Origin of the sequence: Nocardia sp. NPDC057440, assembly GCF_042802915.1 — a bacterium.
Taxonomy (GTDB): Bacteria; Actinomycetota; Actinomycetes; order Mycobacteriales; family Mycobacteriaceae; genus Nocardia.
In genome coordinates this window covers 122,694-143,397 of sequence record NZ_JBHVDF010000010.1, presented here as the reverse complement: position 1 = coordinate 143,397, position 20,704 = coordinate 122,694, and the positions used below count along the sequence as shown (strand labels likewise).

Below are 20,704 nucleotides of genomic sequence, written 5' to 3'. Positions count from 1 at the left end.
CTAGGCGGGCCCATCAGGCCACTTGATAGCCAGTTGAGCACCACTGGCCTTGCCGCGACCAGGACGTCTCACCTCGAACCGGCTGGACTGGACCGCTACCTCACGGGTGCGAAAACGGATTCGCCGGGCCGACGAGAGGTTTCGTCGACCCGGCGAATTCCGAGCTCATCATCAGATCGGGTTGACGACCAGCAACTGCGCCCAATACTCCGCGGCGGTGGGGCCGATCAACGGCAAGAGGAAATCGAACAACAGGTAGGACATCTACTACTTACCTCCACGCACGAATGGTTCATCCCACCTCGATGGGATCGCGACACCGGGTTCCCGAGCGTCTCCCGATAAGCACTACCCCGGCCGCGTCAATCCAGTCGCGACGCTATCACGATCGTGAAATACATCACAGGACAAGGTGATCGGCGGCGCACCGCCCCGCCGCGTGACCGGACGCTAGCGAATCGAACGGACCGCGGGATCGGTGCCGGTCGACACGACTCTCGCGGCCTCGGACATCAGTTGGTCCAGGTGGTACGGGTACACCGTTTCGCCGGATTGGTCCAGCGCGACGATGTCGGTGGCCGTGCACCACTTGTTGGCGGTGATGCAGCGACGCTCCACCGCCGTCAGGTTGCCCGGCTGCGGTTCGAAGGCGTGCACGCGGAGTGCGAAGAACAGCTCTTCGGCGCGGATCAGGTCGCCGTCGAACGGAAACACCGCGACGCGTCGCCAAATCGGCCCGCGCAGGCTGTCCGGATCCGCCCGGTGACCGGTCTCCTCCCACAGTTCACGGATTGCCGCGGCACGCAGGGTCTCCCCCGGGTCGACACCGCCGCCGACGGTGAACCAGAACGAAATGTCCGGCGTCTTGGGGTCGTGACCGCGCATCAACAGCACGCGATCGTCCTCATCGAGCAGCACCACCCGCGCCGAAGTGCGAATGGTGTCCACGTCGAGTCCGGTCGACGCGGCGGGGGTGGCGCGCTCGGTGATCTCGAAGTAGATCGGCAGCGGCGCGGTACCGCCGAGATGCAGGATGCGGACCGGACGCCGGGTGCGCAGGGCGAGGGTGTCACGGACCGCGTCGTTGTGGAACCGGCGGGCGATCAGCACCCGCGCTTCGGCATCGGCGAGTTCGGCCACCTGCTGTGGGCGCAGCTGGGCGATATCGATCGCGGAAAGTGCCGCCGAGAGCTGGTTTTCGACGGTTTCACGGTCGGCTCGGCTAGTTCGTTCCGCCCGATCGGCCAGCATCGACAGGAGTTTGGCCCGATCGGCCGATGCCGGATCCGACGTCGGACCCGCGATCGCAATCGCGACCGACCTGGCAACCACCGCCCGCCGGGCCAGCGCCGAATCCAACGCATGCCAGGACTGGTCGGAACGCACATGCAACCGGTCGAGCCGGTTGGCCGTCGAGTAGGCCCAGATCCCGATCGCGACAATCACCGCCGCGATCAGCGCGAGTACGAGGACCGTTGTCGCGGAGAAAGTGATCATCCCGCGGCCCGCACTCGGACGTCGCCGACGGTCACGGTCTCGTAGACCCGCAAGATCTGTTCGGCGACCACCGGCCAGTCGTACTCGCCGACGACCTGGGTCGCGGTCTGCACCAGCGCACTCCGGCGGGCATCGTCGGTGAGCAGTCCATCGATCGCGGCGGCGAGCCGAGCCGAATCACTCACCGGCACGAGCACGCCCGCGGATCCGTCACGCAGCACCCGGCGGAAGGCGTCCAATTCGCTTGCCACCACGGCAGTTCCGGCGGCCATCGCCTCGATCAGGATGATGCCGAAGCTCTCGCCGCCGAGATTGGGCGCGCAGTACACATCCGCGCTGCGCATCGCCGAGGCCTTCTCTTCGTCGGAGACCTGACCGAGAAAACGCACATGGTCGGCCAGCGAGCCTGCCTCGCGGCGCAGCCGCTCCTCGTCGCCGCGCCCGACAATGAGAACCTGCAGGTCAGGATGCTTACCCACCAGCGCGGGCAACGCGCCGAGCAGTACCTCCATCCCCTTGCGTGGCTCGTCGTAGCGGCCCAGAAACAGCACCGTTCCGCCCGTCCGCGGATAGCCGGGCAGCATCGGCGCGCGGGCGAAAGCAGGCACGTCGACGCCGTTCGGGATTTCCACCGCGTCGGACCCGAGCGCCTCGACCTGCCAGCGGCGCGCCAGTTCGGAGACCGCGATCCGACCGCTGATCTTCTCGTGATACGGCCGGAGCACACCCTGAAAAGTGCTGAGCACCAGCGATTTCGTCGTCGAGGTGTGGAAGGTTGCGACGATCGGGCCCTCGGCGATCTTCAGTGCGAGCATCGACAAGCTCGGCGCGTTGGGCTCGTGGATGTGCAGCACGTCGAAGTCGTTACCGTCGATCCAGCGGCGAATCCTGGTGTAGGCCATGGGGCCGAACGACAGTCGCGCCACCGACCCGTTGTACGGGATCGCGACCGCGCGACCGGCCGAGACGACGAAGTCGGGCAGGGGTGTGTCTTCCGAAGCGGGAGCGAGCACGCTCACTTTGTGACCGCGTTCGATGAATACCCGCGCCAGCTCCACGACATGCGCCTGCACCCCGCCGGGAACGTCGAAAGAATAGGGGCAGACCATGCCGATTTTCATGGTGTGTCGTCTCCCCTGCCGTTGTCCCGGAACGCGGCCTGCGCAGCGGCGATCCTGGCGCGTCGCTCCGGCGAAAGGTCGCTCTCCCATTGTGGCTGCAGCATGTGCCAGTCGGCGGGATGCTCGGCGATATTCGCCGCGAACCGATCGGCCAATGCCTGCGTCGCCGCCGCAACACCGCCCGAAACATCCAGTGGAGCTTCGGTTTTCATGCCCCATCCCTCGCGGCCGTCGGCATCGACGGTGAACCATAGGTGCACCGGGATCAACGCCGCGCCGGTCTCGATGGCCAGTTTCGCCGCACCGGCAGGCATCCAGGTGGTCTCCCCGAAGAAGGTCACCGGGACACCGCGGCCGGTGAGGTCGCGCTCGCCCATCAGGCAGACCGCTGTGTTCTCGCGCAGCCGCGCCGCCAGTTCGACGAACGGCGGCTGCTCGCCACCGGTCAGCGGAAACACCTCGAAGCCGAGGCTTTCCCGATAGGCGACGAAGCGCTCGAACAATGATTCCGGCTTCAGCCGTTCCGCGACGGTCGCCAGACCACCGTGGTTCTGCACCAGCCAGACCCCGGCCATGTCCCAGTTCCCGGAATGCGGCAGCACCAGGACCGCGCCGCGCCCCTGCGCCAGCGCCGCTTCCAGGTTCTGCACCCCGTCCACCGTCAGTTGCGCACCGAGCGCCGCATGGTCCATCGACGGCAGCCGGAAGGCCTCGCGCCAGTACCTGGCGTAGGAGCGCATGCTCGCCCTGAGCAGCTCGTCGGGCACCTGCTCTGGCGCGACGCCCGTGACCCGGGCGAGGTTGCGCCGCAACTGGTCCGGACCGCCTTTGCGTGTCGCCCGGTCGGCGCCCCGATCGAACAACCTGCGCGCGGTCGAATCCGGCAATGCGCGCACCAGCCGCCACCCCGCCGCATACCCCGCCGCGCCGATCCGTTCCCCGATACTCACAACCACCCCTGTACTGCTCCGACACCTGCGATTGTGCGACCGAACGTCATGCCGCGGTTGATCATGCGGGTTCCTGGGATTCCGCGCTGGGACGGGCCGGTGGGATCACGTCCCGTGCGCCCGGCGAGTTGCGCACTGCCAAGATTCGCTGGAACACAGTCACGATGCTCAGCACCGCGAGAATCCACATCGCCACATGCACGGCCCAGGTCAGCCATTCGATGCCCCAGTAACCGCCGATACCGGTCAATCCGGCGCCGACCAGCACGATGATCAGCCGATCCGGCCGCTCGATGAGCCCGCCGTCCGCGGAAAGCCCGCTCGCCTCGGCGCGCGCCTTCGCATACGAGATCACCTGCGAGGTCACCAGCGTCACCAGCGTCACCACAAACAGCGGCTTGCTGTTCTCGTGGTAAACCGCCCACCAGGCCAGCCCGGCGAAGATCGCGCCGTCGGCGACCCGATCACACGTGGCGTCCAGGACCGCACCGTATTTCGTGCCGCCGCCGCGCGCACGGGCCATGGCGCCGTCGAGCATGTCGAACATGACGAACAGCCAGATCACCATTGTTCCCCAGAACAGATGTCCGGTCGGGAACAGAGTGACCGCGGCCGCGATCGAGGCGACCGTGCCGATCACGGTCACCGCGTCGGGCGTGAGCCCGGTCTTCACAAGCGCCTTACCCAGCGGCGCGGTCGCTTTGGAGAACGTCTCGCGGCCGAAGAAGCTCAGCACTTACTCGACCTCTTTCCACGCTTCGGCAAGCAGGGCCCATGTGTCTCGCAGCAACTGGGGCATCACCTTCACCCCGCCGACAATGGTGATGAAATTCGCGTCCCCGCCCCAGCGCGGCACGATGTGCAGGTGCAGATGGTCGGCAAGCGAACCGCCCGCCACTCCACCGAGATTCAGGCCGACATTGAAACCGTGGGGCCGCGAGACCTGCTTCATAACCCGGATCGCCTGCTGGGTGAATGCCATGAGCTCGGCGCTCTCCGCGGGCGTGAGGTCCTCGAGGTCTGCCACCTTGCGGTAGGGCACAACCATCATGTGCCCGGGGTTGTACGGATACAGGTTGAGCACCGCGTAGACCACTTCACCGCGCGCGATGACAAGGCCGTCCTCATCCGACATCTTCGGGATATCGGTAAATGGGTGTCCGGTAGCGTCTTTGGGGGTCGTCGCGGCGGCCTCCGCGATGTAGGACATCCGATACGGCGTCCAGATCCGCTGCAACCGGTCCGGTTCGCCGGCCCCGGTGTCCACGATGCTCCCCTGCTCGGTCGATTCCGCGAGCTCATCCGGCACCGTACGCTCGCTCATGCCGGGTCCTTCTCCGTCAGTACCTCGAAGCCTTCGACAGTCGGTGAAGCGTTCTCCCGGTTGGCGATCCACGCCACGATGGTGGCCACCGCATCGGCGACCGGCACCCCGTTGACCTGGGTGCCATCGCGGAACCGGAAGCTCACCGCGCCGGCGTTCACATCGCGCTCGCCCGCCAGCAGCATGAACGGAATCTTCTGCGCGGTGTTGTTGAAGATCTTCTTCTGCATCCGGTCGTCGCTGCGGTCGACCTGTGCACGGATACCGGCGTCCTGCAGCTGCTCGATCACTCGATCCAGGTGCGGCGCAAAGGCTTCCGCCACCGGGATGCCGACAACCTGCACCGGCGACAGCCACGCGGGGAAGGCGCCCGCGTAATGCTCGGTGAGGACACCGAAGAAACGCTCGATCGAGCCGAACAGCGCGCGGTGGATCATCACCGGCCGCTGCTTGGTCCCGTCGGAGGCGGTGTATTCGAGGTTGAACCGCTCCGGCAGGTTGAAGTCGAGCTGGATGGTCGACATCTGCCAGGTGCGCCCGAGCGCGTCCTTGGCCTGCACCGAGATCTTGGGTCCGTAGAAGGCGGCGCCGCCGGGGTCGGGCACCAGATCCAGCCCGGAGGCCGAGGCCACCTTGGACAGGGTCTCGGTCGCCTCTTCCCAGATCTCTTCGGAGCCGACGAACTTCTTCGGATCCTTGGTCGAGAGCTCCAGGTAGAAGTCGTCGAGGCCGTAATCCTTCAGCAGGTCCAGCACGAATTGCAGGGTGCTGGTCAGCTCGGCGTGCATCTGCTCTTTCGTGCAGTAGATGTGCGCGTCGTCCTGGGTCATGCCGCGGACCCTGGTGAGGCCGTGCACGACACCGGACTTCTCATAGCGGTACACCGAACCGAATTCGAACAACCGCAGCGGCAGTTCGCGGTACGAGCGGCCGCGGGCCCGGAAGATCAGGTTGTGCATCGGGCAGTTCATCGGCTTGACGTAGTAGTCCTGGCCGGGCTTGCGGACGGTGCCGTCTTCGTTGTATTCGGCGTCCAGGTGCATGGCGGGGAACATGCCGTCGCGGTACCAGTCGAGGTGCCCGGAGACCTCGAACAGATGGCCCTTGGTGACGTGCGGGGTGTTGACGAATTCGTAGCCCGCGGCCACATGGCGACGTCGCGAGTACTCCTCGAGCTCCTTGCGGATGATGCCGCCCTTGGGGTGGAACACCGGCAGTCCGGAGCCGAGCTCGTCCGGGAAGCTGAACAGGTCCAGCTCCAGACCGAGCTTGCGGTGGTCACGGCGCTCCGCCTCCGCGAGCAGGTGCATGTGCTCGTCGAGGGCTTCCTGCGACTCCCATGCGGTGCCGTAGATGCGCTGCAGGTCCTCGCGGCTCTGATCGCCGCGCCAGTAGGCGGCGGAACTGCGGGTCAGCCTGAACGCGGGGATGAACTTGGTGGTCGGGATGTGCGGGCCGCGGCACAGGTCGCCCCACACCTTCTCGCCGGTGCGCGGATCGAGGTTGTCGTAGATGGTCAGCTCTTTGCCGCCGACCTCCATGACCTCCGGATCGTCGATGCCGGACTTGTCGCTGATCAGCTCGAGTTTGAACGGCTCCTTGGCCAGCTCGACGCGCGCCTCGTCGATCTCGACCACGCGACGTGAAAAGCGCTGTGCGCCTTTCACGATCTTCTTCATCCTGGATTCCAGCTTGGCCAGATCCTCGGGGGTGAACGGCTTGTCGACCTGGAAGTCGTAGTAGAAGCCGTCCTTGATGAAGGGACCGATACCGAGCTTGGCGCCGGGGAATTCCTGCTGCACCGCCTGGGCGAGCACATGCGCGGCGGAATGCCGGATGACGCTGCGGCCGTCTTCGGTATTGGCGGCGACCGCCTCCACCTCGACGTCGGTGTCCGGAATCCAGGCCAGATCCTTGAGACCTTCGGCGTCACGGACGACGACGATGGTGTCGGGACCTTTGGTCGGCAGGCCCGCTTCGCGCACCGCGGCGCCCGCCGTCGTCCCGGCCGGCACCCGGACGAGGGCGGCAGGGCTGATAGGGGCTGAGGTGGTCACGGCAGCGGACTCCTTGGCGTGTGGTGGGCGGGCTTGTTCCCGCGTTTCATCGGCCGGACACGAATTTGCTCCGGCGCGACCATGCTAGCTAGCCCGGCTCCCGGCGTCTTCCGCCGGTCGTCGGGCGCGTCAATACTTGCATTGCGGGCCGACGGTCGCGTAGTTGACCGAATCGCGGACTCCCCGCGACAACGTGTCAGCTTTCCGCGGCCAGCTTCTCCAGGAGGGCTTTGCGCTCGGCAGCGGGGCGTTTGGGACAGCTGGTGCACATTGCGCAGCCTGGGACCTCGAAGACCAGGCAGCACGAGATGCGGCGCACGAAGGTGCGCCCGCCGATCTCGACGAAGCGAGGCGTCGGCAGCTTGTCACCGATCTCCGCGGCCAGACGCGTACCCGCCGAGGCCACACCGGCGTCCAGCGCCCGGTTGCCGATCGCGTCGGCCACGATCGCCCAGAGCGACGGCACGCCAGCGCCCGACACCTCGGCGACCGGAGCGATCACGGCGGCAAGGGTTTCCCGCAGGGCTGCGCCGCATCCGACAGAGTCGTCGCCCGGGGCGGCGACCTTGATGTGGTCGACCCCACCATCGGGTCGGACCTCACAGGCGATCCGGTCCAGTACCGGCGCGGCTGCGGTTTCCTCGTGCGCGTAGGCGCGCGCGATCTGCTCGACCAGCGCGGAGGCCACCATGCACCACCACAGGGTGCCCGCGATGCGCAGCGAGGTGGTGCCCCAGGACTGGCCCATCTCCGCGATTCGCGCGGCAAGCCAGTCCGGTTGGGTGAGGGTCCGACCTTGGACGGTGTTCACCGAGCGAGGGGACTGTGCAACCACTGCCATTCGACTCCGATCCAGCCGCCGACCAACCCGAATGTTCCCAATATCCATAATGTCGCGACGACCAGCGCAAAGGTAGCCGCCGCCGCGAACACCCGCATAGCCAGACCGCGGCCGGAGTACCAGGCCATTCCCTGCCGGTACTTGCCGCGCAGCCAACCCAGCGCCCGGCGCGCCCACGCGAATTCGGTCGCCAGGATGCCGAGGCCGGCGAAAACGATCGCCCAGCCCGGACCGGGATAGGGAATCGCCAGAATGCCGAGCACCAGCACCGCGGCGCCGATCACCGCGACCCCGATCCGGTAGGCGAGATTCAGAGTAGGTCGCCTGGCCAGTCCGTTGCGGAAGGCGCGCCAGCGGGTCGGGTCGGGCGGCGAATGCGGTTCGAGCTCGGTGGTCACCCCGCCAGCCTACGAGCGACGCGGCGGCACCCGATTCGGCTCCGGCCCTGGTGAACCCGCCCTGGCCATGGCCAGGGCGGGTTCGAGGTGTTCGACAACTCAGACCAACTCGGGTGTGCTGCGCTGCTCGGCGTCATCGATCTCGACAAGCCCGTCGATGGTGATCCCGATGACGCGCGCGCTGGCGATGTCGAAGAACAGACCCGACACCGTCACACCGCGCTGGGCGATGGCCGCCTGCACCGCCGGATGCCGGTGCAGAGTCTCCAACTGCACCGCCACGTTCACCATGCTGAGCTGGTCGACGGCACCGAACCCGGCCGCCGCTGCCGCCGCGGCGACCGGGTGCCCCAGGCGGAAGCGTTCGAGGCTCGGGTCCGCGTGCGCCAGCCAGGGGCCGATCCCGGGGCCGGTATCGGCCCCGGAGTACAACGCCTTCATCGCACCGCATGAGGAGTGGCCGCAGACCACGACAGAGCGCACATCGAGCTCCTGCAGCGCGAAGATCAACGCCGCCTCTACCGACGCGTCCCCGGATACCGGAACCAGGTTGCCCACATTGCGGACGGTGAACATGTCGCCGGGACCGCTGTTGGTGATGATGTTGGGCACGATCCGCGAGTCCGAGCAGGTGAGGAAGAACGAATGCGGATCCTGTGAGTCGTGCAGGTCATCCAGGTGCGGGCGCACCACATGCGCGTGGCTGCGGTGGTATGCCGCAATGCCCGAGGTGACCGAATCGATGCGCTTGTCGTCGTGGCGCCAAGGACCGAGGATCTCGTCCATGACCGCCCGGCCGAAGCCGCGCGCGGGCGGGCCCGCCGTCACCGCGGCCATTCGCGCACTACCGATCTCCACGAATTCGACAGAGCCGCCGCTGCTTTCCTGCTGGCGCACCCATTCCTCGATCGCCTCGAAGGCAGCGTGATCCAGGAAATCCACAGTCATTTCGACAGTGACGTCCGCACCAGCGGGCACCTTCGCAAACTCCGTCGACAACTTCGGCAAGGCCAGGAAGGTGCAGGAACCGTCGATGGTGACCAGCCACCGCTGCGAACCCGGGACCTGCATAGCGTCGACGGCCACTCGCACCACGCGCCACAGCAGCAGGCCGAAGGCCAGCGCCAGACCGATGATCACGCCTTCCAGCAGGTTCAGGAACACGACGGCGACCACGGTGACCGCGTAGACCAGCAGATCACCGGTGCGCCGGGCGAGCTTGATGTGAGCCAGCTTGACCAGTTGGACGCCGATCACGATCAGCAGACCCGCCAGCGCGGCCTTCGGAATCTGCTGCACGAGTCCGGCCAGCGCGACCGAGAACAGCAGAATCCAGAATCCGTGCAGCACCGCCGAGGCCCGGCTGCGCGCGCCCGCCTGCACATTGGTGGCACTGCGGACGATCACGCCGGTGATCGGCAGGCCGCCGAGCAGACCGGAGACGACGTTCGCGGAGCCCTGGCCGATGAGTTCCCGGTCGAAATTGGTGCGCTGACCGGTGTGCATCTTGTCGATGGCCACTGCCGAAAGCAGGCTCTCGACGCTGGCGATGAGTGCGACGGTCAGCACCATGATCGCCACCGCGGACCAATCGCCGCTCGGCAGGCTCGGCAGCTCGATCGCGTCGAACAGTGAGCCGCTCAACACAATTCGCTCGGCGCCCGTCGGCAACACCAAGGAAAGGACGGTGCCCGCGAACACCGCGACCAGCGGTCCGGGAATGGCGCGCAGCCGAGCAGGAACATAACGCCACCCGAGCATGATCGCGATGACCACCATGCCGATGAAGGCACCGCCGCCGTGCAGGTTCATCAACTGACCGGGCAGCTCCACGATGTTCTTCCACGCCGAGCTGTGGGAGGAACCGCCGAGCAGCACATGGATCTGCTGCAGCGCGATGGTGATGCCGATGCCGGCAAGCATCGCGTGCACCACAACGGGCGCGACGGCGAGCGCCGCACGCGCGATGCGACTGAGCCCGAACAGGATCTGCAACAGACCCGCCGCGACCACGATGAAACAGGTGACACGCCAACCGAATTCACTGATGGACTCGGCGACGACCACGGTGAGGCCGGCGGCGGGGCCACTCACCTGGAGCACAGAACCGCCGACCGTGCCGGCGACGACACCGCCGACAACGGCGGCGATGAGCCCGGCGGCCACAGGCGCGCCGGAGGCAAGGGCAATGCCGAGCGACAGCGGCAAAGCGACCAGAAATACAACGATCGACGCAGGCACATCGTGGCGTAGGACAGACGCCAAGCGGCCGGATCGCGATCCAGAATCATCCCCCGATTCAGCAGGCGGTGACGGTGATGTGGCTACATCGTTCTCGACGGCCATTGAACTCTCCTTCGCCGAACTCGGCAGGTGCCGAGGTCGGTTGACGATCAACATGTCCAGCAGGGCATAAGACCGCGAACCGGCATCTCGCGGTGAAGCAGTTCCCAACCCGGCAACGGGTCGAGATGTAAATCCCAACAAGGGTATTGGTAAAGACTTAGCAAAGCCTGAGAAGTTGCCCCTGAAGTGCCAGACTCCATCCTCGAACCACACCGTGACGTTCAGCACATCCGTCCCGGCCGACCGGAAAGGTCGGCCGACACCGCCACCGCTACACAGGTTCCGCGGCGACACGGCTGCCCGCATCGTCGAACGCGGCGATCCCGTCGACAGTGACCTCGATGACGCGGGCAGTAGCTATATCGAAAAACAGCCCCGACACCGCGACACCGCGTTCCTCGATCCCATAACGCACCGCAGGGTGCGCGTATAGCCGTTCCAATTGCAGCGCGACATTCACCATGCCGAGCTGATCCACCTCGCCGAAACCGGCGAAGGCCGCGGCGTCGGCCACCGGATGCCCGAGCCGGAACCGGTCCAGGCTCGGCCATGCATGCGCGAGCCAATCGCCCAGCTCTGGCCCGGTCTGCACCTCGCGGTGCAGCGCCTCCATCGCGCCGCACCCGGAATGCCCGCACACCACCACCGCGCGCACGTCCAGCTTCTCCAGCGCGTAGATCAGTGCGGCCTCCACCGAGACATCGCTGCCGCCTGCCGGGACCAGATTGCCGACATTCCGGACAGTGAACAGGTCACCAGGACCGCTGTTGGTAATGACGTTGGGCACGATACGAGCATCGGCGCAGGTCAGAAAGAAGGAATCGGCGTCGGGACGGTTACGCAATCCATCCAGGTGCGGGCGCATGAGATGGGCGTGGCCACGGTGGTAGGCCGCGATGCCCGCGGCGATCGGATCCTCCCGGTTGCCGGTGCGCCGCCACGGCCCGATCACCTCGTCGATGACCTGCCTGGAACGGCCGCGCTCCGGCGGACCTGCTTGTGCCCTTGCCATCCTCGCGCTCCCGATTTCGACGAATTCGACTATCCCGCCTTCGGATTCACGCTTGGCAGCCCAGTCGGTGATCAGCTGATAGGAGGCGTGATCGAGGAAGTCGACGGTCATCTCGATGGTGACCTCGGCGCCTGCGGGCACCTTGGCCAGTTCGGCGGTGAGTTTCGGTAGCGCGAGGAAGGTGCAGGTGCCGTCGATGGTCACCACCCAGCGCTGGGCGCCGGCCACCGACTCGGCGATGATCGTCACCCGGACCACCCGCCACAGCAACAGCGCGAACGACAGCAGCAGGCCGATCACCATGCCCTGCAACAGATTCAGGAACACCACGCCGAGCACTGTCGCCACATAGACATACAGCTCGCCGGTGCGGCGGGCCAGCCGGATGTGCGCCAATTTCACCAGTTGCACGCCGATCAGGATGAGCAGCCCGGCCAGCGCCGCCTTGGGGATCTGCTGGACAACCCCCGCCAGCGCGACCGCGAACAGCAGGATCCAGACACCGTGCAGCACGGTCGCTGCCCTGGTCTGCGCCCCCGCTTGGGCATTGGTGATGCTGCGCACGATCACCGCGGCGACGGGCAACCCGCCGAGCAGGCCGGACACCATGTTCGCCGAACCCTGTCCGATGAGTTCACGATCGAAGTTCGTCGGCTTGTCCGGACGCGACTTTTCCACCGCGACGGCCGACAACAGGCTCTCCACGCTGGCGATCAGCGCGATCGTCACCATCGTCACCGCGATGGCCGACCAACCGCCGGAGGGAATCACGGGCAAGCCGATCGAATCCAGCAGCGACCCGTTCAACACGATGCGCTCGACATGCGTCGGCAGCACCAGCGACAGGACCGTTGCGACGACGACCGCGACCAGCGGGCCCGGCACCACACGTACCGGGCGCGGCACGAACTTCCATGCGATGAGAATCGCGATGACGACCACACCGATGGCCAGGTCACCGCGATGCACCGACATCAGTTGCTGGGGCAGGGCCGTGAGGCTGGCAAATGACGAACTCAACGAGTTGCCGCCGAGGAGCACATGGACCTGCTGCAGCGCGATGATCACGCCGATGCCCGCCAACATCGCGTGCACCACCACCGGCGCGATCGCCAGCGCACCGCGCGCAACCCGGCTCACGCCGAACAGGATCTGCAGCATCCCCGCGCCCATGGTGATGAAACACGTTGCTGCCCAGCCGAATTGGTGCACGCTCTCGGCGACGATAACGGTGAGACTCGCGGTCGGCCCGCTCACCTGCACCGCCGAGCCGCCGAGCAACCCGGCGACAACACCGCCGACGACCGCCGCGATGAGGCCCGCGGCGACGGGCGCGCCGGAGGCCACCGCGATACCCAGCGAAAGCGGTAGTGCGACAAGGAAAACCACGACCGAAGCGGGCAAGTCGTGACGGCCGATGACGGCGAGACGATCGGGAATACCTGCGCGGAACGGCGACGTCCGTGGTGCGGGATCGGTGTCGGTGGACATAATTCTCCTTCGCCGAATCGGCGGGAAGCCGATCCGGTTCATCGGTCGAACATGTACTGGCATCGAAAGCGAGCGGCGGGCGAAGCAGTTGCTTCGTGGAGCAGCGACCCGATGACGCGAAGGTCAGGCAAATAGTAAAGACTTCGCAAAGCGTATGGAAAGCTTTTGAGCATAAACACGGCCAACTGCTATCAAACCGTGACGTAGGTCACAGTACGTACCATGGTTCGCCCTCGGACTCGATGCGGAGAGAGCCTGCGGGTCAGGTCGAACGCGCCTGATCCGATCAGCTCAGATCAGACCGCTTCGACGGACGGCGCGGAAAGGGCCGTGCAACCTGAACCCCACCAACTCAGCCCGCAGGCTGACGTGGCGGCGGAGTGGTCAAGGCGGCGTCGAGGAGGCCCTGGATCCCGGCGGCAGCTTCGGAGATGGGGCGGTCGGCCGCGAGGGAGTCGAAGACCTCGAAGCTGGTCAGCGTGTACAGAATGGGCCCGAAGTCCGGCCCGGCGTCGAGCCGTGTGGCAAGAACGGTGGCCCCGGCGCGGCGCCGATCATCACGCGCCGCGATGACCTGGCCGACGTCGGGATCCAGAGCGGCCAGCCCTCGCAGGCGGCGTGTGCAGTCGCGGTCCACCGCCCAGAAGTCCGCGATGACCTCGACGAAGAGCCGCAGGCTCGCGCGAGCGTCAGGCAGACCGAACGTCTCGGCGAGACGCTCCATGCGTCCGCGCTCGGCGAGATCGTCACACAGCGCTTCCAGCAGGCCGATCTTTGTACCGAACTGGTAATAGACGGTGGCCCGCGAGACATCGGCCCGGCGAGCGATCGCGTCCACCGCGACCGCCCCTTTGGCTACCAGCAGATCGCGGGCGGCCGCGAGGACGCGGGCGCGGGTATCGTCCACCGATTCGCGTCGGCGGCCCATTTCGTAGGGCCTTGGACTCATCTCCACCTCTCACCTGCTCGGCCGGTCGCCGGGCGCGGGCAGCCTTCCGAGCAGTATCGCCTACGTTGCTTCCGGTCGACCGCCGCCCGGCCACGGCGTAGACCTGCGAGCGGATTAGTCACACCATGACCCGGCCGCCGCTGATATCGATCGTCTGACCGGTGATCCACGAGGACTCGTCCGACGCAAGAAAAAGCGCGGCCTGCGCCACGTCGGCGGGCTCGCCGAGCCGACCGAGTGGGTGCGCCGCGGCGACCTACAGCTGGATATCGACCGGCACGTGCGCGGCAGTGCGTTCGGTGCGGACCGCGCCCGGGGCCAGGCAGCGTGGCGGCCTCAGCGAGGTCGTCCTCGTCGGCGCCATCCGGGTATTGCGCGCCCATGAGGTCTCCCTGGGTTCGAAGGTGTTCGAGGTTGCGCTCTGGATGCCAGGAGCATGGTGCCCTATACTTTATTTGTACAGACTGTCTGACGAAATAAATTCTGGCAGCGCGACGGGTGCGCCGGACAAGGGAGAGGTGCGTTCATGAAGGTTCTGGTAGTGGGGGCCGCGGGTCGCACCGGCGGCCTGCTGACCGAACGGGCACTGCACGACGGCCACGCCGTCACCGCGCTGGCCCGCGACCCGAACCGGGTAACCACACGCCCCGGCCTCGCCGTTGTGCGCGGCGACGTACTGGTTTCGGCCGATCTGGCGACGGGCATGACGGGGCAGGACGCGGTCGTGGTGGCGCTCGGCGTGCGCGGGCGCGGCGCGACCACCGTGTTCTCCGAAGGCCTCGGCAATATCGCGAGCGCCGCTCGGACGGCTGGAACGAGGCGGCTGATCGTCATGTCCTCGGCGGGCCTGTCGACCGACCAACTGCCGTTCTTCCAGCGCCAGGTCACCCGGCTCGTGGCAACGCGTATCTACGGCGAAATCCACGCCGACCTGGCCCGAATGGAAGCAGTGGTGGCCGACTCGGGGCTCGATTGGACGATCGTGCGGGTGCCGATGCTGAAGGACGGCGAGCCGACTTCCATCTACCAGGTATCGGTCGGCGGCCATCTCGGCCAGGCGGCCACGGTGGTGCGTGCCGACGTCGCGGACTGGATTGTCCGGAACCTGGCAGAGCCGACCGCCTATCGGCAGCGGGTCGAGATTGCCGGATAACGTCGGACCGCTGGCCGATGCGGGAGACACCCCCGCGCGCACGGCGCATCACACGGTCGCGACATCACTCTCTGTCGTTAGCCGAAAATTTGGCGACTATTAGCCGGATTTCCCAGTATCGAGAAGTAACGGCAGATGCGCTCGACCGGCTTGCCGATATCATTCGACCGCTTGTGCTGCCGGAACCCGATCCGGCCGATGTTAGCTAGTGAGGTCTGCAATGAAGCGGAGCGATGAATTCGCCGGCGTGGCGCCTACGGGGCCTCGGACTCGGATGGCAGATCTGCCATTGCGAAGAGAATTGTTGAATAGAACATCGTATCTCGCGCCGCAGCCTTCCGTTTCCATACGAATGAATACCAATGAGAGCCCTTTCCCGCCGACGTCGCAGGTTTCAGAGGAAATACTGGTTTCGCTGCGAGAGGCGGTCACGTCACTACATCGATACCCCGACAGGGACGCGATCGAATTACGGACCGACTTGGCCGAATACATATCTCGACAGACCGGTGTCCCGGTGGATTTCGGCAACATATGGGCGGCCAACGGATCGCTCGAGATATTACTGCAGTTGATGCAGGTCTTCGGCGGCTCCGAGCGCAGCGCATTGAGTTTCGTGCCGAGCTACTCCATGTACGCGAGCATCGCGACCACCACGGAAGTCGAATGGCTGGAAATTGCCCGCGACGCCGAATTCTCACTCAACACAGACAAGGCACTCGCGGCAATCCTCGAACACACCCCTGACATCGTGTTCTTGACAAATCCGCACAATCCCACCGGACAGAGCATGGCGACCGCCGACCTGCAGCGGATTCTCGAGGCCGCGCCGGGCATCGTGATCGTGGACGAGGCATACGGCGAGTTCTCCTCGGTACCCAGCGCGATCGGCCTGATCGACAGGTTCCCCACACGTCTGATGGTGACCAGAACCCTGAGCAAAGCATTCGGCTTCGCCGGCGGACGCCTCGGATACCTTGTCGCCGCTCCCGAGGCCATCGAAGCACTGAAGTTGGTGAGCCTGCCCTATCACCTATCGGCCCTGACCCAAGCGGCAGCGCGGGCGGTCTTGCGCCACGCCGACGAGATACTCGGACACGTTGCAGAATTGACGAAGGAGCGAGAACGCATCACCCGTGTTCTGCGCCACCACCGATTCGATGTGGTGGATAGTGCGGCCAACTTCCTCCTGTTCGGCCGGTTCACGGACGCGCCGCTGGCCTGGCAGCATTACCTCGACCAAGGTGTCCTCATCCGCGATATCGGCATACCCCACTATCTCCGCATGAGCATCGGTAATGCTGCCGAGAACGACAGGTTTATCGAGATCACCCAGCTTCTGGAACCCATGGGCCCGTAAACGGTTGGTTCAGAAAGTCCGGTGTGCGGGCCGAGATGAGCGGCCGTTCGGAATTTGGCGCACGACGATCACAATGAGCTCTGATCACGGCCGCGCCGATCGCCACCTATGAGCGGACATTCGCGTCGCTGACCGAGGTCGCCGACTTCGGCAATGGCGACATATCGCTGACGCACGGGTGGCGTACGCAAACGAATGAGCAGCCGGTAGGGATGGTTCGGTACCGGTCCCATCCCGAAGAACAGCGGCCGCCGTGGAAACGGTGCCTGCTGCCGCCCACCGCTGGCGCGCACCGCACCGCACCGCGCTGTAGGCCTACGAGCACGTCGATGGCCGTTCGGCTTTGCGGGCGGCGTGCTCCCGGTTTGCTGTCGCGGCCAGTGACGGTTCTGCTTCAATGGATATATGTGTAGGTGGATGGCCTACTCCGGTGAGCCGATCCTTGCCGAGGATCTGCTGTTCCGTCCGGCACATTCGCTGATCGTCCAGAGTCTGCACTCCCATCTCGGGGCGACGACCACGAATGGCGATGGTTTCGGTGTCGGCTGGTACGGCGAGGGCAGCGAACCGGCGGTATACAAGAGCATCGAACCAGCCTGGAACGATCGGAACCTGCGCGAGATCACCGGTCAGGTGCGAACGCCGCTGCTGTTCGCACATGTGCGGGCCTCGACCGGCACGCCGGTGCAGCGCAGCAACTGCCACCCGTTCCGCCATGGGCATTGGTTGTGGATGCACAACGGTCTCCTCGACGGCTTTCAAGAGATCAAGCGCGACCTGCTGATGGCTGTCGACCCGCCCCTGTTCCCCTACATCGAAGGTTCGACGGACTCGGAAGCCTTGTTCTTCCTCGCACTGACGTTCGGTCTCGAAGACGATCCCTTCAGCGGTGTTGCCCGCGCGGTCGGCTTCGTCGAAGATGTCGGCCGCGCGTACGGGATCGACCATCCCGTACAGATGACTGTCGCGACCAGTGACGGCGAATCCTTCTGGATCTTTCGCTACTCCAGCGAGCGGCAGACGAGGTCGCTGTTCTACTCCAGCGAGATCTCGAAGCTGCGCGCTCTCCATCCCGAAGTACGAGTTCTGCGCCACCTGGGCGAGCAGACCCGCTTCGTGGTCTCCGAGCCGCTGCTTCGCGACCTGGCAGGCGCGTGGAACGAAGTGCCGGAATCCTCGGCGAGGTTGGTCCGAGCCGGCGCTGACGAAATCCGGCCCTTCCAACCGATTTCACCGAGCTGAGTTCGAATAGCGCCGATTGTGGAACGCGGTGAGTGCGCCGAAGGGCTGCGTGAGTGCGGTTTCACCCGCCGCTGGTGAGATCGCACCGCCGCGAAATCCTAGACTCGAGCAGTCGCCGATGGGTTGGTCGCCTATGCCGCCAACCGACTGACCCAAGTCGCGGGCACGAACCCGTCGTTCATAAGGGCAACGGGTCGCCCGCTTGTTCGGCCACCATGTAGTCGGCGTACCAATCGGGCCAGTTTTCATCACGCTGGCCGCCTGTTCTTTTCTCATGCTCGCCGTGAGCGACAGACGCGCGCCGCATCGCGCTTGCAAGATCCCGCGCGGAGGCGAAGCTCGTGGTGGACGAGTCGATCCGGCCAGGCAATCGTGTGGTGATCTCCTGGAACAGCCAGCCGTTGCCGTCGGGATCGCTGAACGATGCAAAGGAGCGGTAACTTCCGCGGTCGGGGTCTGGACCGTTCACCCGGATCCGTCCGAACAAATAGGGCTCGTCCGGGCCGGCGTGCACGCTGTCGCCGCCGTGGAACACCTCACCGATCTCGACGCCGCGACGGAGCAGAGCAGCGCGGGCGGCCTCGATGTTGGAGACGACAAGATACAGTCCCTGGGCGGAGCCAGGAACCGCCGTGGTGACGTTCTTGCCGAAAATGACTGACGCTGGAGAGCCTGGCGGCGTGTACTGGATCACCCGAAAGTCGTCTCCTTCGGCGAAGTCGGCGTCGAGCCGCCATCCCAAGTCGCCATAGAAGCGCTTGGCCCGATCGACATCCGAAACGGGAATGACGACGATCTCGAGCTTCATGTCGAGCGTCGTGGTTTCGCCTTGTGCTTCAGTGTCGGTCATATCAAACTCCTTTGGTTTGGATGACTTGCGGTGATTCCGAGGGCAGTGACACCACCAACGCGGGAGTTGTGAACTTACTCGTCGGCGACCACGACTCACCAGGTCGCCGCTACTTACGCGCTATTGCATGATCGCCCCTGCGTATTGTCGATCACTAGATTGAAGAGGGCATGGTCGCGAAGCAGGTGTTCCACTTCCAGCTGGAATGAACAACATGGTCGGCAGCCACTCTGTGCGCTCAGCATGCGTAGGGCAGCATCCTATCGACAGTTGTTGCCGAATTTCCGCCATATGGAATCAAGAGCGCCTGCCCGGCACGACGCGCAACCGTTGCCGACTAAGCATCGCCACGACCCCGTCGGCACGTCGGCCACGCGTTCGCGCCACCAATGTCTCTCCAGGACACCGTGGCTCACTCCCCTATCCACAGGGGCAGTTCATCTTCTTGGAGCCTCTCATCGGAGTGCCATTCATCGACATGTTTTCCCAATACCTCATCGAAGAGGCCGATGCCCTCGCATAAAGCACGATGAGTGCCTGTTGTGTGGTATTGGATCCTGCGCGTTTACGCGTCCGTTGTGTCCATCGTGGTCGTCCTGGTGTTTGTCGAGGGTCGCTGTGGTGCCTCGCATTCCGCGCACACTCACCACATCGACTCCCGCTATCTGCTGCGCGGCGGCCCAGCTCGCGGTCGGCGCGATCTGACACCGCCGTGACGTCCTGGCCATACCAAGACCTCGCCTTGGGTTGGGAGACCCACACCAGGCCCCACGGGTTCGGCACGCTGCGTTCACGATGGGACGGTCAGGATCGCTGCCAAGGGTTCGGGGATGGGATCATCCGGGTCGAGCCCGTCGACTGCGGTCACGTCCACGCCACGCGGCGCCAGATCGGCCGGTACTCGAACCCTGGCCACACATCGAAGCCGTCCAGGTTGGCGCTGGGTTCGAGTGGCAACCATTCCAACTGACACGCCAGGGCGCGCCGCTCCAGGTCGATCCCATTCGAGGCCGGATTTCGCCCTGACGGCCGCCGAGCTGCTCGATCTCCATCAGCGTACCTGCACTGCGGTCTTAAGTTGTAGGCTAAACCACACTGATCCAGGCGTTTTGCCGAGGCCACGCGGCGACACGAAAAAGGCCCCTCGTTCGGGTGTAATACCTGAACGAGGGGCCTATCCGGTGGTGGTCCCAGCTGGTTTCGAACCAGCGACCTTCCGCGTGTGAGGCGGACGCTCTCCCGCTGAGCTATGGGACCAAACTTTGCCGTCCGGGTGGAGCTGAAGCAGCATCCGAACGAGGAGGAACATTAGCACGCACCACCGGGCGTCCACCAAATCGCCACCTGGATGTCGTGGGATGCCATGCCGTGGCGGCGTATTGGATGCCCCGCGATCGGGGGCAAGTGCGTCGAGCGGGGTTGTCCGGAAGGGGGTGGCCCAGTCCCCGACGGTGCCGAGTTGCGTTGCCGGAGTTACTCGTCGAATCCGCGAAGCGCAGCACCCGATCGCACGTACGGAGCCCCTCCGGACGACACCGCCTACCCGAATCGGGCGCAATCCGTAGCCCAACTCATGGACCACACCCGAACAACACCCGTGTGATTCGAATTCGACCCCTCCTACCAGCGGATTTGTACCTTTCCGCGAACGTCGTCTAATGTTTCATCTCGCAGCACGGAGGACAGCTAGAACGCCTCCGAGGTGCAAATGCGGATGTAGCGCAGTGGTAGCGCATCACCTTGCCAAGGTGAGGGTCGCGGGTTCAAATCCCGTCATCCGCTCGAGAGGTAGGCCAGGCTTAATTTTTCGTTATGCCGTCCTCCTTTGCGCGGTGGAGTGGCCGAGTGGTGAGGCAACGGCCTGCAAAGCCGTGCACACGGGTTCGATTCCCGTCTCCACCTCGCGCGATTAGCTCAGCGGGAGAGCGCTTCCCTGACACGGAAGAGGTCACTGGTTCAATCCCAGTATCGCGCACCACCGTAGTACCAGATCAGACCCGGTTTACACCGGGTCTGATTTTGTTTGTGCCCAACGCGCGCCCAATGCCCGCTTTACCGAACCTGGGTGTTAGCCCGGACTGGACGATCAGATCCGATGCGCCGGAGTACATCT

General features: G+C 65.3%; 15 protein-coding genes, 4 tRNA genes and 1 pseudogene. 6 read left to right on the top strand and 14 right to left on the bottom strand.

The window, feature by feature from the left end; all coding sequences use genetic code 11:
* Nucleotides 1-450: 450 nt before the first annotated feature.
* From ACFU4Z_RS21670 to ACFU4Z_RS21615, 12 genes and pseudogenes are all read right to left on the bottom strand, one after another.
* Entirely contained in the window at nt 451-1,494 is a 1,044-nt protein-coding gene (locus ACFU4Z_RS21670) for an NUDIX domain-containing protein (RefSeq protein WP_379065977.1), read from the bottom strand.
* Complete coding sequence (locus tag ACFU4Z_RS21665; protein WP_379065680.1) at nt 1,494-2,618, bottom strand: glycosyltransferase family 4 protein; 1,125 nt, start codon at nt 2,616-2,618, stop codon at nt 1,494-1,496. The genes ACFU4Z_RS21670 and ACFU4Z_RS21665 overlap by 1 nt, the downstream gene beginning before the upstream one ends.
* Entirely contained in the window at nt 2,615-3,568 is a 954-nt protein-coding gene (locus ACFU4Z_RS21660) for a phosphatidylinositol mannoside acyltransferase (RefSeq protein WP_379065678.1), read from the bottom strand. The genes ACFU4Z_RS21665 and ACFU4Z_RS21660 overlap by 4 nt, the downstream gene beginning before the upstream one ends.
* Before the next feature lie 61 nt (nt 3,569-3,629).
* A complete protein-coding gene (gene pgsA / locus ACFU4Z_RS21655) occupies nt 3,630-4,304 on the bottom strand; it encodes a phosphatidylinositol phosphate synthase (protein WP_379065676.1) in 675 nt (224 codons plus the stop codon).
* Nucleotides 4,305-4,892, bottom strand: coding sequence for an HIT family protein (locus ACFU4Z_RS21650; RefSeq protein WP_379065674.1), 588 nt, complete (start codon nt 4,890-4,892; stop codon nt 4,305-4,307).
* Nucleotides 4,889-6,949 carry a threonine--tRNA ligase gene (gene thrS / locus ACFU4Z_RS21645; protein WP_379065672.1) on the bottom strand — a complete coding sequence of 687 codons (2,061 nt, stop codon included), beginning with the start codon at nt 6,947-6,949 and terminating at the stop codon, nt 4,889-4,891. Before thrS ends, ACFU4Z_RS21650 begins: the two co-directional genes overlap by 4 nt.
* A gap of 196 nt (nt 6,950-7,145) precedes the next feature.
* Complete coding sequence (locus ACFU4Z_RS21640; protein WP_379065670.1) at nt 7,146-7,760, bottom strand: (2Fe-2S)-binding protein; 615 nt, start codon at nt 7,758-7,760, stop codon at nt 7,146-7,148.
* Complete coding sequence (locus tag ACFU4Z_RS21635; RefSeq protein ID WP_379065668.1) at nt 7,757-8,188, bottom strand: TIGR02611 family protein; 432 nt, start codon at nt 8,186-8,188, stop codon at nt 7,757-7,759. Before ACFU4Z_RS21635 ends, ACFU4Z_RS21640 begins: the two co-directional genes overlap by 4 nt.
* Nucleotides 8,189-8,287: 99 nt before the next feature.
* Entirely contained in the window at nt 8,288-10,534 is a 2,247-nt protein-coding gene (locus tag ACFU4Z_RS21630) for a SulP family inorganic anion transporter (RefSeq protein WP_379065666.1), read from the bottom strand.
* Nucleotides 10,535-10,805: 271 nt separating this feature from the next.
* On the bottom strand, nt 10,806-13,037 hold the full coding sequence (locus tag ACFU4Z_RS21625; protein WP_379065664.1) for a SulP family inorganic anion transporter: 2,232 nt from the start codon (nt 13,035-13,037) through the stop codon (nt 10,806-10,808).
* Between the two features lie 352 nt (nt 13,038-13,389).
* Nucleotides 13,390-13,986 (bottom strand): TetR/AcrR family transcriptional regulator, encoded by a 597-nt coding sequence (locus ACFU4Z_RS21620; RefSeq protein WP_379065662.1) that lies wholly within the window; start codon nt 13,984-13,986, stop codon nt 13,390-13,392.
* A 118-nt stretch (nt 13,987-14,104) separates the two neighbouring features.
* Nucleotides 14,105-14,227: pseudogene (locus ACFU4Z_RS21615) on the bottom strand (SDR family oxidoreductase); the annotation flags it as partial.
* 285 nt (nt 14,228-14,512) lie between these two features.
* Between ACFU4Z_RS21615 and ACFU4Z_RS21610 the strand changes: the two are divergent.
* The 3 genes from ACFU4Z_RS21610 to ACFU4Z_RS21600 all read left to right on the top strand — a co-directional run bounded on the left by ACFU4Z_RS21610 (nt 14,513) and on the right by ACFU4Z_RS21600 (nt 17,741).
* Nucleotides 14,513-15,139, top strand: a complete 627-nt coding sequence (locus ACFU4Z_RS21610) for an NAD(P)-dependent oxidoreductase (RefSeq protein ID WP_379065659.1) — start codon at nt 14,513-14,515, stop codon at nt 15,137-15,139.
* Nucleotides 15,140-15,359: 220 nt separating this feature from the next.
* A complete protein-coding gene (locus ACFU4Z_RS21605; protein ID WP_379065657.1) occupies nt 15,360-16,499 on the top strand; it encodes a histidinol-phosphate transaminase in 1,140 nt (379 codons plus the stop codon).
* Nucleotides 16,500-16,916: 417 nt separating this feature from the next.
* Nucleotides 16,917-17,741 carry a class II glutamine amidotransferase gene (locus ACFU4Z_RS21600; protein ID WP_379065655.1) on the top strand — a complete coding sequence of 275 codons (825 nt, stop codon included), beginning with the start codon at nt 16,917-16,919 and terminating at the stop codon, nt 17,739-17,741.
* Between the two features lie 178 nt (nt 17,742-17,919).
* Here the strand turns inward: ACFU4Z_RS21600 and ACFU4Z_RS21595 are convergent, their stop codons facing one another.
* On the bottom strand, nt 17,920-18,591 hold the full coding sequence (locus tag ACFU4Z_RS21595) for a VOC family protein (protein WP_379065653.1): 672 nt from the start codon (nt 18,589-18,591) through the stop codon (nt 17,920-17,922).
* Between the two features lie 1,182 nt (nt 18,592-19,773).
* Nucleotides 19,774-19,848 (bottom strand) — tRNA-Val (locus tag ACFU4Z_RS21590).
* 453 nt (nt 19,849-20,301) lie between these two features.
* Between ACFU4Z_RS21590 and ACFU4Z_RS21585 the strand changes: the two genes are divergently transcribed.
* The 3 genes from ACFU4Z_RS21585 (at nt 20,302) to ACFU4Z_RS21575 (ending at nt 20,569) form a co-directional block, all read left to right on the top strand.
* Nucleotides 20,302-20,373: transfer RNA gene (locus ACFU4Z_RS21585), tRNA-Gly, on the top strand.
* Between the two features lie 49 nt (nt 20,374-20,422).
* Nucleotides 20,423-20,493: transfer RNA gene (locus tag ACFU4Z_RS21580), tRNA-Cys, on the top strand.
* 1 nt (nt 20,494) lies between these two features.
* Nucleotides 20,495-20,569: transfer RNA gene (locus ACFU4Z_RS21575), tRNA-Val, on the top strand.
* Nucleotides 20,570-20,704: the final 135 nt, after the last annotated feature.